The following is a 15,038-nucleotide window of genomic DNA, read 5'->3' on the forward strand; positions in this document are numbered from 1 at the left end:
GCTGTGGGGCGCGCTGAAGCCGGACTGCCGCTCCAGGCGGCGCCAGCCTGCCGTGGAGCGGGGCCGGACGTAGTCGGTCGCGTCCTGGCCCCGGGCCGCGGCGCGGGCGAGCAGGACAGCGGTGAGGGCAGCCAGTTCCTCGTCGCTGGCGTGGCCGCGCTCCACACGCACGAGGGCGGCGGAGGTGCTGTCGGCGGGGGTGCTCACGGGGTTCGTCTCTCCCTTTACTGGGGCGGGTTGCCGTGCTTGCGGGACGGCAGGTCGGCGTGCTTGGTACGGAGCATCGCGAGCGAGCGGATCAGGACCTCGCGCGTCTCGGCGGGGTCGATCACGTCGTCCACCAGGCCGCGCTCGGCGGCGTAGTAGGGGTGCATGAGCTCGGACTTGTACTCCTTCACCATGCGGGCGCGCATGGCGTCGGGGTCGTCGGCCTCGGCGATCTGGCGACGGAAGATCACGTTCGCGGCGCCTTCGGCGCCCATGACGGCGATCTCGTTGGTCGGCCAGGCGTAGGTCAGGTCGGCGCCGATCGACTGGCTGTCCATGACGATGTAGGCACCTCCGTACGCCTTCCGCAGGATCAGCGAGATCCGCGGCACGGTCGCGTTGCAGTACGCGTACAGCAGCTTGGCGCCGTGCCGGATGATGCCACCGTGCTCCTGGTCGACGCCCGGCAGGAAGCCGGGGACGTCCAGAAGGGTGATGAGCGGGATGTTGAAGGCGTCGCACATCTGCACGAAGCGGGCGGCCTTCTCGCTGGCCTCGATGTCGAGGACGCCGGCAAGGGAGGCGGGCTGGTTGGCGATGATGCCGACGACCTGGCCGTCGAGGCGGGCCAGGGCCACGATGATGTTGGTCGCCCAGCGCTCGTGGATCTCCAGGTACTCGCCGTCGTCGACGAGCTCCTCGATGACCTGGTGCATGTCGTACGAGCGGTTGCCGTCGGCCGGGACGATGTCCAGCAGGACGTCGCCGCGCCGGTCGGCCGGGTCCGCGGCGGGGACCGACGGGGGGTTCTCGCGGTTGTTCTGCGGCAGCATCGACAGCAGGTAGCGGACCTCCTCCAGGCAGGTCTGCTCGTCGTCGTACGCGAAGTGCGAGACACCGGAGACCTCGGAGTGGACGTCGGCGCCGCCGAGACCGTTCTGGGAGATCTTCTCGCCGGTGACGGCCTGGACGACGTCCGGGCCGGTGATGAACATCTGGGAGGTCTCCCGGACCATGAACACGAAGTCCGTCAGAGCCGGCGAGTACGCCGCGCCGCCGGCGCAGGGGCCGAGCATCACGGAGATCTGCGGGATCACCCCGGAGGCGCGGGTGTTGCGCTGGAAGATGCCGCCGTAGCCGGCGAGCGCCGAGACGCCCTCCTGGATGCGGGCGCCGGCGCCGTCGTTGAGCGAGACCAGCGGAGCGCCGGCCGAGATGGCCATGTCCATGATCTTGTGGATCTTGCTGGCGTGCGCCTCGCCCAGGGCGCCGCCGAAGATCCGGAAGTCGTGCGCGTAGACGAAGACGGTCCGCCCGTGGACGGTGCCCCAGCCGGTGATGACGCCGTCGGTGTAGGGCTTCTTCGCCTCCAGGCCGAAGCCGGTAGCGCGGTGCCGGCGCAGCGGCTCCACCTCGTTGAAGGATCCCTCGTCGAGCAGCAGCTCGATGCGCTCGCGCGCGGTCAGCTTGCCCTTGGCCTTCTGTGCCTGGGTGGCCTTCTCGCTGGGGCCGAGCCGGACCTGCTCGCGGATGGCGTGCAGCTCCGCGACGCGCCCGCGGGCGTCGTTCGCCGGCTGCGCGGCCTCTTCGGCCCCTTCGGCCCCGGCGGGCTGGGTCGGCACCTCGTCCAAAACGCTCATGCCATCGACCATACGAGCGCAGGGCCGTCGAGATCGGCGTCGACTTCGTACAGTGTCCGGACCCGCTTCATGGAGCATCTGGACAGAACCAACACAAGAAAGGCCCCGCACAGCACGTGCGGGGCCTTTTCTTTGTAGCGGTCGTCCACCCGGACTCCGCGTGAGCGCTATCGACCGGACACCGCCGCGGCCAGGGCAAGGACACGCCGGGCGTCATCCACATGGAGGTTCTCGATCATCCGGCCGTCCACGGTGACGACCCCGCGCCCCTCGGCCAGGGCCTCGTCGAATGCCTCGATGACGCGCCGCGCCCTGTCCACTTCCTCCGGCGAGGGCGCGAACACCTTGTTGCAGATCTCCACCTGCCGCGGGTGGATCAGGGTCTTCCCGTCGAAGCCGAACTGCCGGCCCTGGAGGCACTCCGCCTCGAAGCCGCTCTCGTCGGTGACGTCGTTGTAGACACCGTCCAGAATCGCCTTGCCGGCCTCGCGCGCACCCAGAAGAGCGAGGGACAGTCCCGTGAGCAGCGGGGCGCGGCCGGGGACGTGCGCGGCATGCAGCTCGTTGGCGAGGTCGTTGGTCCCCATGACCAGCACCCGCAGCCGCTCGGAGGCGGCCGCGACGGCACGGGCGTCCAGCATCGCGCGCGGGGTCTCCACCATCGCCCAGATGGCGGTGCGGTCCGGCGCTCCGGCGGCCTCCAGGGCGCGCTCGACGGCGTGCACGATCGCGGCCGAGTCGACCTTGGGCACGACCACGGCGTCCGGCCCGGCCTCGGCGGCGGCCCGCAGGTCGTCCTCGTGCCAGGGGGTGCCGGGCGCGTTCACCCGGATGGCGACCTCCCGGTGGCCGTACTCGCCGGAGGCGGCGGCCGCGGCGACCCGCTTGCGTGCGTCGGGCTTGGCATCGGGCGCGACGGAGTCCTCCAGGTCGAGGATGAGCGCGTCCGTGGGGAGGGTCTTGGCCTTCTCCAGGGCGCGCTCGTTCGCGCCGGGCATGTAGAGGACGGAGCGGCGCGGCCGCAGGATCGCGTCGGTCATCGGTTCGGCTCCAGCTCCTTGTACGCGGCCTCGTACGCCTCGGCCAGCTCCGGGTCGCGGGCGGCAAGGGCCTCCGCGAGGTCGACGACGACACGGCACTGCTTGACCGTGGCGTCGTCCTGCATCTTGCCGTCGATCATCACCGCGCCGGTGCCGTCTCCCATCGCCTCGATCACCCTGCGCGCCCAGGCCACGTCGGCCGGCTCCGGGGAGAAGACCCGCTTGGCGATCTCGATCTGCACCGGGTGCAGGCTCCAGGCCCCGACGCAGCCGAGCAGGAAGGCGTTGCGGAACTGGTCCTCGCAGGCGGTGGTGTCCTTGATGTCGCCGAAGGGGCCGTAGTACGGCAGGATCCCGTGCGCGGCGCAGGCGTCGACCATGCGTGCGATCGTGTAGTGCCACAGGTCCTGCTGGAAGGTCAGCCGCGGCTGTTCGGACTCCCCTTGGGCGTCCAGCGCGCCTTTGGGGTCCTCCCGCACGAGATATCCGGGGTGCCCGCCGCCCACCCGGGTGGTCTTCATACGGCGGCTCGCCGCGAGGTCGGCGGGGCCGAGGGAGATGCCCTGCATCCGGGGACTGGCCCCCGCGATCTCCTCGACGTTCGCCACGCCCGTCGCGGTCTCGAGGATCGCGTGGACGAGGATCGGCCGTCCGATGCCCGCCTTGGCCTCCAGCTGGGCGAGCAGCCGGTCGACGTAGTGGATGTCCTCGGCGCCCTCGACCTTGGGCACCATGACGACGTCCAGCTTGTGGCCGATCTCGGCGACGAGGGTCAGCAGGTCGTCCAGCGCCCACGGCGAGTCGAGGCTGTTGATCCGGGTCCACAGCTGGGTACCGCCGAAGTCGTGGGCCTTGGCCGCCGCGACCAGGCCGGCCCGGGCCGCCTCCTTGCGGTCGGCGGAGACGGCGTCCTCCAGGTTGCCGAGCAGGACGTCCACCGTGGAGGCGATGGCGGGGACCTTCGCCGCCATCCTCTCGTTGCTCGGATCAAAGAAGTGGATCATGCGCGACGGCCGGAACGGCACTTCCCGCACAGGGGCCGGGGCCCCCACGGCCAGCGGTCGGAAGAAGTCCTTCGCGGAACGCATGCGGTCTCCCGGGGTTCGAGGGTGGGGAGCGTACGGCGCTCACCCTATGATCCGCGGGCCTGTCTCGTTACCGGTCGGTACATGTGCCGTTGGTCACCGGGTGTCCACCGGCGCACGACGGTAGGTCAGGTCGGGCTCCCCCTCCTCGTTCGCCATCCCCGCGCTGCCCGGGACCGGGCGGAAGCCCTGCCGTTCGTAGAACGCGCGCGCCGCGGTGTTGCGCTGGAACACGTGGAGCGAGAGTGGGCCGTCCGGGTGGTGCCGCAGGACCTCGTCGAGGAGCAGGGCGCCGATGCCCCGTCCGCGTGCGTCGGGCCGCAGATAGAGGTGCTCCAGCCAGTCGCCGTCCAGGGCCGCGAAACCGAGCACGGCGCCGGTGGCGGCCTGCTCGGCCACCCACACCCGGCACTGGGCGAGGACGATGCCCGCGATCCACCGCCGGGTCTCCTCGTCGCTGTGCAGCCGGGGCAGCCAGGGCATGGCGGCCGCCCGGGAGGCGAGGAAGACCGCGGTGATCACGCCGGCGTCCACGGCCTCGGCGGGCCTGATAGATATCTCGGTGCCATCGGTCACCCGGTGACGATACGTTCGGCTCGGGACGTGGTCGAATGGTTTGACCCGCCCCGGAAGGACGAACCGTATGACCGCCGCAACCGTGCACTCGCTGATCTGCTATCCCGTCAAGGGCTGCGCCGGAGTGCCCCTGGACGGCACGGACGTCACCGCGACCGGCCTGGTCCACGACCGTACGTTCATGGTCGTCGACGCCTTTGACGGCGCCTTCCGCAGCCAGCGCACGCTGCCACGGATGGCCCTCGTGCGCGCGGAGGTCATCGACGACGGCAAGCACGTGGCGCTGTCCGCGCCCGGCGCCGGGGAACTCACGGTCGAGGCGGTGGATGAGGGCCCGCTGCGCGAGGTCAGCATCTTCGACCGGCCCCAGGGCCCGGCGGTGGACCAGGGCGAGGAGGCCGCGCGGTGGTTCTCGCAGGTGTTGGGAGCGCCCTCGCGCCTGGTGCGCGTCCGCCCCGGGTTCGACCGGGACGGCTGGGGCGAGCACCCCGGCAAGGTCAACTTCGCGGACGCCCACGCCCTCTCCGTCGCCTCGCTCGCCTCGCTGGACGACCTCAACCGGCGGATCACCGAGCACGGCGGCACTCCCGTGCCCATGGACCGCTTCCGCCCCAACATCGTGGTCGCCGGCTGGAGCGAGCCCCACACCGAGGACCGGGTGCGGATCATGGACGTCGGCACCACGCGGATCGGCTACTCCGTCCGCGCCACGCGCTGCTCCGTGCCCCTGGTCGACCAGGCGACCGGCCGCACGGCCGGTCCCGAGCCGGTGCGCACCCTGGCCGGCTACCGGAGGGAACCCGAGTTCGGCAACAGGGTGAGCTTCGCGATGAAGGCGGCGGTCCTGCGGCCGGGCGCGATCGCGGTGGGCGACCCGGTGGACGTGCGCTCCTGGGCGCACTGACGCACGTCAGTGTGCGCCGTTTTCGGGCGGCCGTTTTCGGGCGGGCGTTCCGGGCGGGCGTTCCGGGCGACCGCTCCCGGGCGGATGGGCGCCGCGCCCGCCGGTGGCGTCTGCCAGGTCGGCCCGCCGGCGCCGCCCGACGAGGTCCGGGCGATCCCGTGTCGCAGAACACCCGTCCGCACCCATGCGCCTGATCAAGCGTCAGTTCACTGACGGGTCAGTCGTCGTAGGGGCGCACGCCCGGCTGCCTCGCTGTGAGCGTGCGGCGGCCGGGCCGCGTGTCAGTCCTTGCAGGCGACGTTGTAGCCGGCGTTGTACCCGCTCAGGTAGCCCGCCTTGTACTTCGAGTTCGTGGTCTGCGGACTGTAGGAGTCGTAGTACGAGCACGTCCTGCCGTCGAACTTGCCGTCGAGCGCCCCGGCGTTGTAGCCCTGCTGGAACTTGGGGTCCTCCTTTGCGGGGGCCTCCGGCGCGGACACGGAGTGCGGCGTGTCCGCCGGTGCCGCGGTCGCCACCGCGGGCGAGAACGCCAGTGCCACGGCGGCGAGGAGCGGTGTTGCCGACACTGCGATGCTTCGCTTGGCGCGCATGACTTTCTTCTTCCCTGGAATCTGGTACGCGCGGCTGGTGCCTCGACTCGGCCGGCAGCGCGTCACAGCTCGAGGATCGGGCCGGGGCGGCATGGCACTGCGGTCCGCCGGGCACCACCTTGGCCGGACGACACCGGCCCGTACGCCGTCTGATTTGCGGGTCAGTTCATCCCCTGGGCAACGGCGTCGACATCTCGACCGTAACGAGCCGGGCCACGGGTGTCCACTTTTGGCAGCGGCGTCCACCTGCGGGCGCCGTCGCGGGACGTACGACGGACAGCGGCGCGGCGCCGCGGCGCGGCGGCGGGCAGGTCGATCCGTACGCGGCCTGACGGCCTTTCGGGGGTGGGGAGGCGGACCCGGTCGCGGCGCCTCGTCCGGGTCCGGGTCCGTCGTCTCTCCCCGCCTCGGTGTTCGGGAAACGGGTCACCGGCCGACGGCCGGCGGCCGGCGGCCGTCAGTCGTCCCGGCCCGGCTCCACACCGGCGCGCAGCAGCCCGTAGGCGTAGGCGTCCTCCAAGGCGTGCCAGGAGGCGGCGATGATGTTCTCGCCGACGCCGACGGTGGACCACTCGCAGCTGCCGTCGGATGTGGAGACCAGCACCCGGGTGATGGACTCCGTGCCGTGCCTGCCCTCCAGGATGCGCACCTTGTAGTCCACCAGCTCCAGCTTGGCCAGTTGCGGATAGGTCCGCTCCAGCGCGACGCGCAGCGCGCGGTCCAGCGCGTTGACCGGGCCGTTGCCCTCAGCGGTGGCGACGATGCGCTGGCCGTCGGCCCACACCTTCACCGTCGCCTCGTTCGCGTGGCTGCCGTCGGGGCGGTCCTCGACGATGGCCCGCCACGACTCGACGCGGAAGTACCGCAGCGGCCGGCCGTCGACCTCCTCGCGCAGCAGGAGTTCGAATGAGGCGTCCGCAGCCTCGTAGGTGTAGCCCTCGAGTTCACGGTCCTTGACCCGCCCCACCACGCGGCCGATCAGCTCGCGGTCGTCGCCGAGGTCGACGCCGAGCTCCTTGCCCTTCAGCTCCACCGAGGCACGGCCGGCCATGTCGGAGACCAGCGTGCGCATGGTGTTGCCGACGAGTTCCGGGTCGATGTGCTGGTAGAGGTCGGGGTCGACCTTGATCGCCGAGGCGTGCAGCCCCGCCTTGTGGGCGAAGGCCGAGATTCCCACGTACGGCTGGTGGGTGGAGGGAGCGAGGTTGACGACCTCGGCGATGGCGTGCGAGATGCGGGTCATCTCGGCGAGGGAGCCGGCGGGGAGCACCTTGCGGCCGTACTTGAGCTCCAGGGCCGCCACGACCGGGAAGAGGTTGGCGTTGCCGACCCGCTCACCATAGCCGTTGGCGGTGCACTGGACGTGGGTGGCGCCCGCGTCGACGGCGGCCAGGGTGTTGGCGACGGCGCAGCCGGTGTCGTCCTGCGCGTGGATCCCCAGACGGGCGCCGGTTTCGGCGAGCACGCCGCGCACGACGGCGGTGACGTGGGCGGGGAGCATCCCTCCGTTGGTGTCGCACAGGATGACGACGTCGGCGCCGGCCTCGTGGGCGACCCGCACGACCTGGGTGGCGTAGCCCGGGTTGGCCTGGTAGCCGTCGAAGAAGTGCTCGCAGTCGACGAAGACGCGGCGGCCCTTCGAACGCAGGTGGGAGACGGTGTCCCGGACCATCTCCAGGTTCTCCTCGAGCGTGGTGCGCAAGGCCAGCTCCACATGCCGGTCGTGGGCCTTGGCGACCAGGGTGACGACCGGGGCGCCCGACTCCAGCAGCGCCCTGACCTGCGGGTCCTCAGCAGCGCTGCCGCCGGCGCGGCGTGTGGCGCCGAAGGCCACCAGTTGGGCGTGCCGCAGGTCCAGCTCGGCGGCGGCACGGGCGAAGAACTCGGTGTCGCGCGGGTTGGCGCCGGGCCAGCCGCCCTCGATGAAGCCCACCCCGAAGTCGTCCAGGTGACGGGCGATCGTCAGCTTGTCGGCGACGGTGAGGTTGATGCCCTCGCGCTGCGCGCCGTCGCGCAGCGTCGTGTCGAAGACGTGAAAGCTGTCGTCCAGTACGGCCGTCATGGTTTGTTCCAACTCCTGTCGGGTGAGTGGTTCCGGAAGACCTGGCTCCACTTGCCCCCATCATCCCTCGCGCTCCGCCGTCTCCGGCGCGGGTGGGCCGGGAAACGAAAAAACCCCTCGCGGGTGCGAGAGGTCTGCGCGCGGGTCTGGGACACGGTGGTCGCCGCCGCGATGGTCTGCGGTTCTGCGATCACTGAGGACCGGCGCGCCTGTGGCCGATAATCACGGCGAACGAGGACACATCGGCAGTCTGCCACAGGACCCGCGGACGTGGGACACGGTCTCAGGATGCGGGCAACCGGCCTCACGGGTGTCCTCCGGCCGCACGGCACCCGCACCCTCGCCGACCGGCGGCGGCACGAGTACGGCATCGCGACCGCGCTGCTCCCCTGGGCCCGGCGCACCGGGCGCGCCCCGCACCACGGAACGCGCCGGCCGCCATGAAGAGCGGCGGCACACGAAACGATGCGGCGCCGCGGGGAAGTCCCCCTGCGGCGCCGCGTACCTACGCGGGCGGTCAGCCGCCCAGAGGGTGCATCCAGCCGTGCGCGTCGGGGGCCTGGCCGGTCTGGATGTCGAGCAGCGCCTTGCGCAGCTTCATCGTCACCTCACCGGGGCGGCCGTCGGCGACGGTCCAGTCGGCGCGGGTGGACTTCACGGAGCCGACCGGCGTGATCACCGCTGCCGTGCCGCACGCGAAGACCTCGGTCAGCGATCCGTCCGCGTTGCCGTTCTTCCAGTCGTTCACGGAGATACGGCCCTCACTGACCTCGTAGCCGAGGTCGGCGGCGATGCGCAGCAGTGAGGCGCGGGTGATGCCGGGCAGGAGGGAGCCGGTGAGCTCGGGAGTGACGATCTTGTCCCCGTACACGAAGTACAGGTTCATGCCGCCCATCTCCTCGATCCAGCGGCGCTCGATCGCGTCCAGCCACACGACCTGGTCGCAGCCGTGCTCGATGGCCTGGGCCTGCGCGACCAGCGAAGCGGCGTAGTTGCCGCCGGCCTTCGCGGCGCCGGTGCCGCCCGGCGCGGCACGGACGTACTCCTCGGAGAGCCAGACGGAGACGGGCTTGACGCCGCCGGGGAAGTAGGCGCCGGCCGGGGAGGCGATGACCATGAACAGATACGCGTTGGCCGGCCTGACACCGAGGCCGACCTCGGTGGCGAACATGAACGGCCGCAGGTAAAGCGACTGCTCACCCTGGCTGGGCACCCACGCCTTGTCCTGGGTGACGAGCGCGTCGACGGCGGCGATGAAGGTCTCGACGGGCAGCTCGGGCATGGCCAGGCGCCGGGCGGAGGCCTGGAAGCGCTCGGCGTTGGCCTCGGGGCGGAAGGTGGCGACGGACCCGTCCGGCTGCCGGTAGGCCTTGAGTCCCTCGAAGATCGTCTGCGCGTAGTGCAGCGTCATGTTCGCCGGGTCGATGGAGAGCGGCGCATACGGCACGAGCTCCGCGTCATGCCAGCCCCGACCCTCGGTCCAACGGATCGTCACCATGTTGTCGGTGAAGTAGCGGCCGAAGCCGGGGTTGGCGAGGATCGCCTCGCGCTGCGCGTCGGGCAGCGGGTGTGAGGAGGGCTTGAGCTCGATCGTGGGCGTCGTCATGTGTGGTGTCCTTCGCGTCAGGGTCGTAGCGGACCGCACCCGCGTCCCCCAGCTGATAGGACGTCCGAGTTTCCCCTCGCACAGCGGCCCCACCGCCGATTATCGCAGCGGCGGAGCCGGGGACACACATGCGCGGCCCGACGGATCATGGTCAGTCGTGGTCTGGTCGCTGACCGGCCGGGCCGACTGGCGGGCTGACCCGGCGGTCAGCCGGCTACTCGTGCGGCGAGCGCGTCGCCGATCTCGGAGGTGCCGCGCGTCCCGGAGCGCTCGGCGAGGTCCGCGGCGACGGCGGCCTCGATCCGCTCGGCCTCGGCGGTGTATCCGAGGTGCTGCAGCAGCATGCCGACCGAGAGCACGGTGGCGGTCGGGTCGGCCTTGCCTTGGCCCGCGATGTCCGGGGCGGAGCCGTGGACCGGCTCGAACATCGAGGGGAAGGCGCCGCTCGGATTGATGTTGCCGCTGGCGGCGAGGCCGATGCCACCGGTGACGGCGGCGGCCAGGTCGGTGAGGATGTCACCGAAGAGGTTGTCGGTGACGAGCACGTCGAAGCGCTCCGGCTGGGTGACGAAGAAGATCGTCGCCGCGTCGACGTGCAGATAGTCGGTGGTGACGTCGGGGTACTCCGCACCGACCGTGTCGAAGATGCTCTTCCACAGGTGGCCGGCGTGCACGAGGACGTTGTTCTTGTGCACCAGCGTCAGCTTCCTGCGGGGGCGCGCCTGGGCGCGGGCATAGGCGTCCCGCACGACGCGCTCGACGCCGAACGCCGTGTTGAGGCTGACCTCGGTGGCCACCTCCTGCGGCGTACCGGTGCGCAACGAACCGCCGTTGCCGACGTACGGGCCCTCGGTGCCCTCGCGGACGACGACGAAGTCGATGTCCGATTCGCCGGCCAGCGGACTCCTCACACCCGGGAACAGCCGGGAGGGCCGCAGGTTGACGTGGTGGTCGAAGGCGAAACGGAGCTTCAGCAGCAGCCCGCGCTCCAGGACTCCGGAGGGCACCGACGGGTCGCCGACCGCGCCCAGCAGGATCGCGTCGTGCGCCTTGAGCTGCTCCAGCTCCGCGTCCGGCAGGGTCTCACCGGTCTCGTGCCAGCGCTTGGCGCCGAGGTTGTACTCCTTGGTCTCCAGCTTCACGTCCTGGGGAAGGACGGCGGAGAGGACCTTCAGGCCCTCGGCCACCACCTCCTGGCCGATTCCGTCACCGGGGATCACTGCGAGACTGATGCTGCGAGACATGACGGAAACCCTACTCTGCCGTCCATAGAATGACACGCGACGTCCGCATGGCGGACGTGGCGCGTACTCGCCGGGCACCGCCGCGCCCCGCGGCCGCGCCCGATCGGCGCCAACCGTCCGCGCACGCCGGAGCGCGCGCCTGATCCACGGTGACGGGGTGTCGGAGGACGCCGCTCCCCGCCCGCGCCGTCGGACGGAGGCAGCACGACGGCAGGGCGGGCCGGGCCGGCGCGGTGCGCCGAAGGGGCGGCGGGCGGATCGCTCACCACACCATCGCTCGGACGGCCAGATAGGCCAGGCGCCGCAGACGGCTGATCCGCCGGGGCACGACCAGTGCGCTCATCGCGGCTCGTGCCCCGTCGAGCCACCGTTGTCACGGCGGTCCAGCGCGCGCTGGAGGGCCTCCGCGGCGTTCTTGCGGGCAGTCTCGTCCATGGTGAACAGCTCCTGGAGAAGAAGAGGAGGGTTGTGTCGCCATAGAACGGGGCGGGGAGCGGCGCTGCAGGGGGTGACCTGCGTGCGGTGCGCGGCCCTCGTCCGCCGGTCGCTGGTGGAGCGAGACGTTCGGCTTCTACAAAGCTAGGGCAGCGCAGCCGATCTGTCTCCACAATTACTCGGACTTCCTACTATCTGAGACGGCGAAGGCCCGGCGCCCCGCGGATCGCGGGTGCCGGGCCCTGCCCCTTGCGGGCTCGTCCGGGTGACGCGGAGGTCAGCCCATGTGCGGGTAGCGGTAGTCGGTCGGCGGCACCAGGGCCTCCTTGATCGAGCGGGTCGACGTCCACCGCAGGAGGTTCTGCGCGGCGCCGGCCTTGTCGTTGGTGCCCGAGGCGCGGCCGCCGCCGAAGGGCTGCTGGCCCACCACGGCGCCGGTGGACTTGTCGTTGATGTAGAAGTTGCCCGCGGCGAAGCGCAGCTTCTCCATGACGTGGGCGACGGCGGCCCGGTCACGGGCGATGACAGAGCCGGTCAGCGCGTACGCGGCCACCGATTCCATCTGGGTGAGCATCGCCTCGAAGGCGTCCTCGTCGGCGTCGTCGTACACGTACACGCCGAGGACCGGGCCGAAGTACTCCTCGCGGAAGATCTCGTTCTCCGGGTCGGAGGAGACCAGCACGGTCGGCCGGACGAAGTAGCCGACGCTGTCGTCGTAGGTGCCGCCGGCGACGACCTCGACGGTCGGGTCGGACTTGGCGCGGTCGATGGCGGCCTTGTTCTTGGCGAAGGCGCGCTCGTCGATCACGGCGCCGATGAAGTTCGACAGGTCGGTGACGTCACCCATGGTGAGGCCGTCGACCTCGGCCGCGAACTCCTCCTTGAAGCCGTTCTCCCACAGGGAGCGGGGGATGTAGGCGCGGGATGTGGCGGAGCACTTCTGGCCCTGGTACTCGAAGGCGCCGCGGGTCAGCGCGGTCCTCAGCACCGCCGGGTCGGCCGAGGGGTGGGCGACGACGAAGTCCTTGCCACCGGTCTCGCCGACGATCCGCGGGTAGGAGCGGTACTTCTCGATGTTGTCGCCGACCGTCCGCCACAGGTGCTGGAAGGTCCGGGTGGAGCCGGTGAAGTGGATGCCGGCCAGGTCCGGGTGCTCCAGGGCGACCTCGGAGACGGCGATGCCGTCGCCCGTGACCAGGTTGATGACGCCCCTGGGCAGCCCGGCCTCCTCCAGCAGCTCCATCAGCAGCACGGCGGCGTGCGTCTGGGTCGGGGACGGCTTCCATACCACCACGTTGCCCATGAGCGCCGGGGCGGTCGGCAGGTTGCCGGCGATCGCGGTGAAGTTGAAGGGCGTGATCGCGTAGACGAAGCCCTCGAGCGGGCGGTGGTCGAGGCGGTTCCAGACGCCCGGGGCGTTGGCGATCGGCTGCTCGGCCAGGATCTGGCGGGCGAAGTGCACGTTGAAGCGCCAGAAGTCGACCAGTTCGCAGGGGCTGTCGATCTCGGCCTGCTGCGCGGTCTTGGACTGGCCGAGCATCGTGGAGGCGGCGATCGTCTCGCGCCAGGGGCCGGCCAGCAGGTCGGCGGCGCGCAGGATGATGGCGGCGCGGTCGTCGAAGGACATGGCGCGCCAGGCCGGGGCGGCGGCCAGCGCGGCCTCGATCGCGTCGCGGGCGTCGTCCTGGGTGGCGTTGGCGTAGGTGCCGAGGCGGGCGCCGTGGTTGTGCGGCTGCACGACGTCGAAGCGCTCGCCGCCGCCCATCCGCTTCACGCCGCCGATGGTCATGGGCAGCTCGACCGGGTTCCCGGCCAGCTCCTTCAGCTTCGCCTCCAGCCGGGCCCGCTCCGGGCTCCCCGGGGCGTAGGAGTGCACCGGCTCGTTCACCGGGGCGGGGACCTGGGTCACAGCGTCCATGGAAGACATCTCCTTGTGTCCTTGTGGGGTCGTGGGCTCAGCGGGTGGGGAGGAAGGACCGCAGGAAGAAGGCCAGGTTCGCCGGCCGCTCCGCGAGACGCCGCATGAAGTACCCGTACCAGTCTGCTCCGTAGGGGACGTAGATGCGCATGCGCTCGCCCTCCTCGGCCAGGCGCCGCTGCTCGGCGGTACGGATGCCGTACAGCATCTGGAACTCGTACGAGCCCTGCTTGCGGCCGTGGCGGTGGGCGAGCTCCTGGCTGATGGAGATCAGCCGCGGGTCGTGGGACCCGATCATCGGGTAGCCCTCGCCCGCCATGAGGATCTTCAGGCAGCGCACATAGGCGCGATCGACCTCGGCCTTGTCCTGGTAGGCAACGTCGGCGGGCTCCTTGTAGGCGCCCTTGACCAGGCGCACCCGGGAGCCGGCGACGGCGAGGTCGCGGGCGTCCTCCTCGGTGCGGAAGAGGTACGACTGCAGGACGGCGCCGGTGCCGGGGTGGCGCCGGCGCAACTCGGCGAGGATCGCGAGGGTGGAGTCGACCGTGGTGTGGTCCTCCATGTCCAGCGTGACGGTGGTGCCGATCTCGCTCGCCAGCTCTGCGACGGGCCGGACGTTCTCCAGCGCGATGTCGTGTCCGCCGGCCGGAAGGGCCTGCCCGAAGGCCGACAGCTTCACGGAGACCTCGGCGCGGGCGCCGAGGCCCTCGGCCATGAGGGCCTCCAGCAGCCGCAGATAGGCGTCGCGGGTCGCGAGCGCGGTCGCCTTGTCCGTCACGTCCTCACCGAGGTGGTCGAGGGTGACCTCCAGGCCGGAGGCGGTCAGCGAGCGCACGGTGTCCATGGCGGGCGCCAGTTCGTCACCCGCGATGAAGCGGTTCACCACGGGTCGGGTGATCGGTGCGCCCGCGACGACGCGGCGCATACGGTCGCTGCGCGAGGCGGCGAGCAGCACGGGACCCAGCACGGTCTCCTCCTGGATGAAGGGCTGCCGGGGGCAGGCAGCGTCGCCGTGAAATCTAGGATTCACCTACCCCGCCCGCCATCGACAGCTGTCACGCATCCGATCGGCGTCCCTCATACAGATGTATGAGGGACAATGGCGGCGTGCGCGGTGACTACCAGGAGCTGGTCGACGAGGTCTCGGCGCTGCTCGGCGCCCCCGCGACCCTGGAGGACCGCGACTTCCGGCTGATCGCCTTCGGCGCGCACGACAGCGACGACGACAGCGCCATGGACCCGGTGCGCACCCGGTCGATCCTCACCCGCCGCTCCACCGCCGAGGTCCGCTCGTGGTTCGAGCGCTTCGGCATCGCCCGCGCCACGGCACCGGTCCGTATCCCCGCGCACCCGGCCGCGGGGGTCTTTCGGCCCCGGCTGTGCCTGCCGGTGCGGCACGGCGGCGTGGTGCACGGGTACGTGTGGCTGCTGGACACCAGCGGGCCCACCGAGGCCCAGCTGGAGGCGGCCATGTCGGTGGCGGCCCGCATCGGCGCGCTGCTCGCCGCCGAGTCCCGCGCGGGCGCCGACGCCGGCCGGGCGCTGGGCCGTCTGCTCGGCTCCGCCCCCGGGCCCGGCCGCACGGCCGCCCGCGCGGCGCTCGCGGCCGCGCTCGGCCCGGACGCGGACGAGGCCCACGCGGTGGTGTGCGTTCTGCCCTGGTCCGGCGGCGACGGCGACGCCCCGGGGCCGCGCGGCGTGCCGGGCGCCGCCGCGCTGTGCGTGGTGCCG

13 protein-coding genes and 1 pseudogene are annotated in these 15,038 nt (G+C 71.5%); 3 read left to right on the plus strand and 11 right to left on the minus strand.

Translation table 11 applies throughout. The features are described from left to right. The 5 genes from AC3ET4_RS28455 to AC3ET4_RS28475 all read right to left on the minus strand — a co-directional run. Window positions 1-207: acyl-CoA carboxylase epsilon subunit (locus AC3ET4_RS28455; RefSeq protein ID WP_431954426.1), on the minus strand; the 207-nt coding region annotated here is incomplete at its 3' end. Window positions 208-224: 17 nt separating this feature from the next. After that, on the minus strand, window positions 225-1,847 hold the full coding sequence (locus tag AC3ET4_RS28460) for an acyl-CoA carboxylase subunit beta (RefSeq protein WP_431954428.1): 1,623 nt from the start codon (window positions 1,845-1,847) through the stop codon (window positions 225-227). 167 nt (window positions 1,848-2,014) lie between these two features. Continuing rightward, on the minus strand, window positions 2,015-2,887 hold the full coding sequence (locus tag AC3ET4_RS28465) for an HpcH/HpaI aldolase/citrate lyase family protein (RefSeq protein WP_431954430.1): 873 nt from the start codon (window positions 2,885-2,887) through the stop codon (window positions 2,015-2,017). After that, window positions 2,884-3,975, minus strand: a complete 1,092-nt coding sequence (locus AC3ET4_RS28470) for an HpcH/HpaI aldolase/citrate lyase family protein (protein WP_431954432.1) — start codon at window positions 3,973-3,975, stop codon at window positions 2,884-2,886. Before AC3ET4_RS28470 ends, AC3ET4_RS28465 begins: the two co-directional genes overlap by 4 nt. A 93-nt stretch (window positions 3,976-4,068) precedes the next feature. After that, window positions 4,069-4,548 carry a GNAT family N-acetyltransferase gene (locus tag AC3ET4_RS28475; RefSeq protein ID WP_431954434.1) on the minus strand — a complete coding sequence of 160 codons (480 nt, stop codon included), beginning with the start codon at window positions 4,546-4,548 and terminating at the stop codon, window positions 4,069-4,071. Window positions 4,549-4,615: 67 nt separating this feature from the next. Here AC3ET4_RS28475 and AC3ET4_RS28480 point away from each other — a divergent pair, with 67 nt between their 5' ends. Further along, the gene (locus AC3ET4_RS28480) at window positions 4,616-5,452 is read left to right on the plus strand and encodes an MOSC domain-containing protein (RefSeq protein WP_431954436.1); all 837 of its coding nucleotides are present in this window, start codon (window positions 4,616-4,618) and stop codon (window positions 5,450-5,452) included. Window positions 5,453-5,733: 281 nt separating this feature from the next. Here the strand turns inward: AC3ET4_RS28480 and AC3ET4_RS28485 are convergent, their stop codons facing one another. Then, a complete protein-coding gene (locus AC3ET4_RS28485; RefSeq protein WP_431954438.1) occupies window positions 5,734-6,042 on the minus strand; it encodes a hypothetical protein in 309 nt (102 codons plus the stop codon). A 457-nt stretch (window positions 6,043-6,499) separates the two neighbouring features. Next, complete coding sequence (gene cimA / locus AC3ET4_RS28490) at window positions 6,500-8,104, minus strand: citramalate synthase (protein WP_431954440.1); 1,605 nt, start codon at window positions 8,102-8,104, stop codon at window positions 6,500-6,502. Window positions 8,105-8,392: 288 nt separating this feature from the next. Here cimA and AC3ET4_RS28495 point away from each other — a divergent pair, with 288 nt between their 5' ends. After that, window positions 8,393-8,548, plus strand: coding sequence for a hypothetical protein (locus AC3ET4_RS28495; protein ID WP_431954441.1), 156 nt, complete (start codon window positions 8,393-8,395; stop codon window positions 8,546-8,548). A 73-nt stretch (window positions 8,549-8,621) separates the two neighbouring features. On the opposite strand, the gene AC3ET4_RS28500 is transcribed toward AC3ET4_RS28495, so the two are convergent. The 4 genes from AC3ET4_RS28500 to AC3ET4_RS28515 form a co-directional block, all read right to left on the minus strand. Then, window positions 8,622-9,710 carry a branched-chain amino acid aminotransferase gene (locus tag AC3ET4_RS28500; protein ID WP_431954443.1) on the minus strand — a complete coding sequence of 363 codons (1,089 nt, stop codon included), beginning with the start codon at window positions 9,708-9,710 and terminating at the stop codon, window positions 8,622-8,624. A gap of 206 nt (window positions 9,711-9,916) precedes the next feature. Further along, complete coding sequence (locus AC3ET4_RS28505; protein WP_431954445.1) at window positions 9,917-10,954, minus strand: 3-isopropylmalate dehydrogenase; 1,038 nt, start codon at window positions 10,952-10,954, stop codon at window positions 9,917-9,919. A 712-nt stretch (window positions 10,955-11,666) separates the two neighbouring features. Continuing rightward, the gene (gene pruA / locus AC3ET4_RS28510; RefSeq protein ID WP_431954447.1) at window positions 11,667-13,307 is read right to left on the minus strand and encodes an L-glutamate gamma-semialdehyde dehydrogenase; all 1,641 of its coding nucleotides are present in this window, start codon (window positions 13,305-13,307) and stop codon (window positions 11,667-11,669) included. 37 nt (window positions 13,308-13,344) lie between these two features. After that, window positions 13,345-14,274 (minus strand): proline dehydrogenase family protein, encoded by a 930-nt coding sequence (locus AC3ET4_RS28515; RefSeq protein ID WP_431954449.1) that lies wholly within the window; start codon window positions 14,272-14,274, stop codon window positions 13,345-13,347. A gap of 140 nt (window positions 14,275-14,414) precedes the next feature. On the opposite strand from AC3ET4_RS28515, the pseudogene AC3ET4_RS28520 reads away from it, so the two are divergent. Next, window positions 14,415-15,038, plus strand: a pseudogene (locus AC3ET4_RS28520) (PucR family transcriptional regulator); the annotation flags it as partial.

The organism is Actinacidiphila sp. bgisy167, from assembly GCF_057707665.1.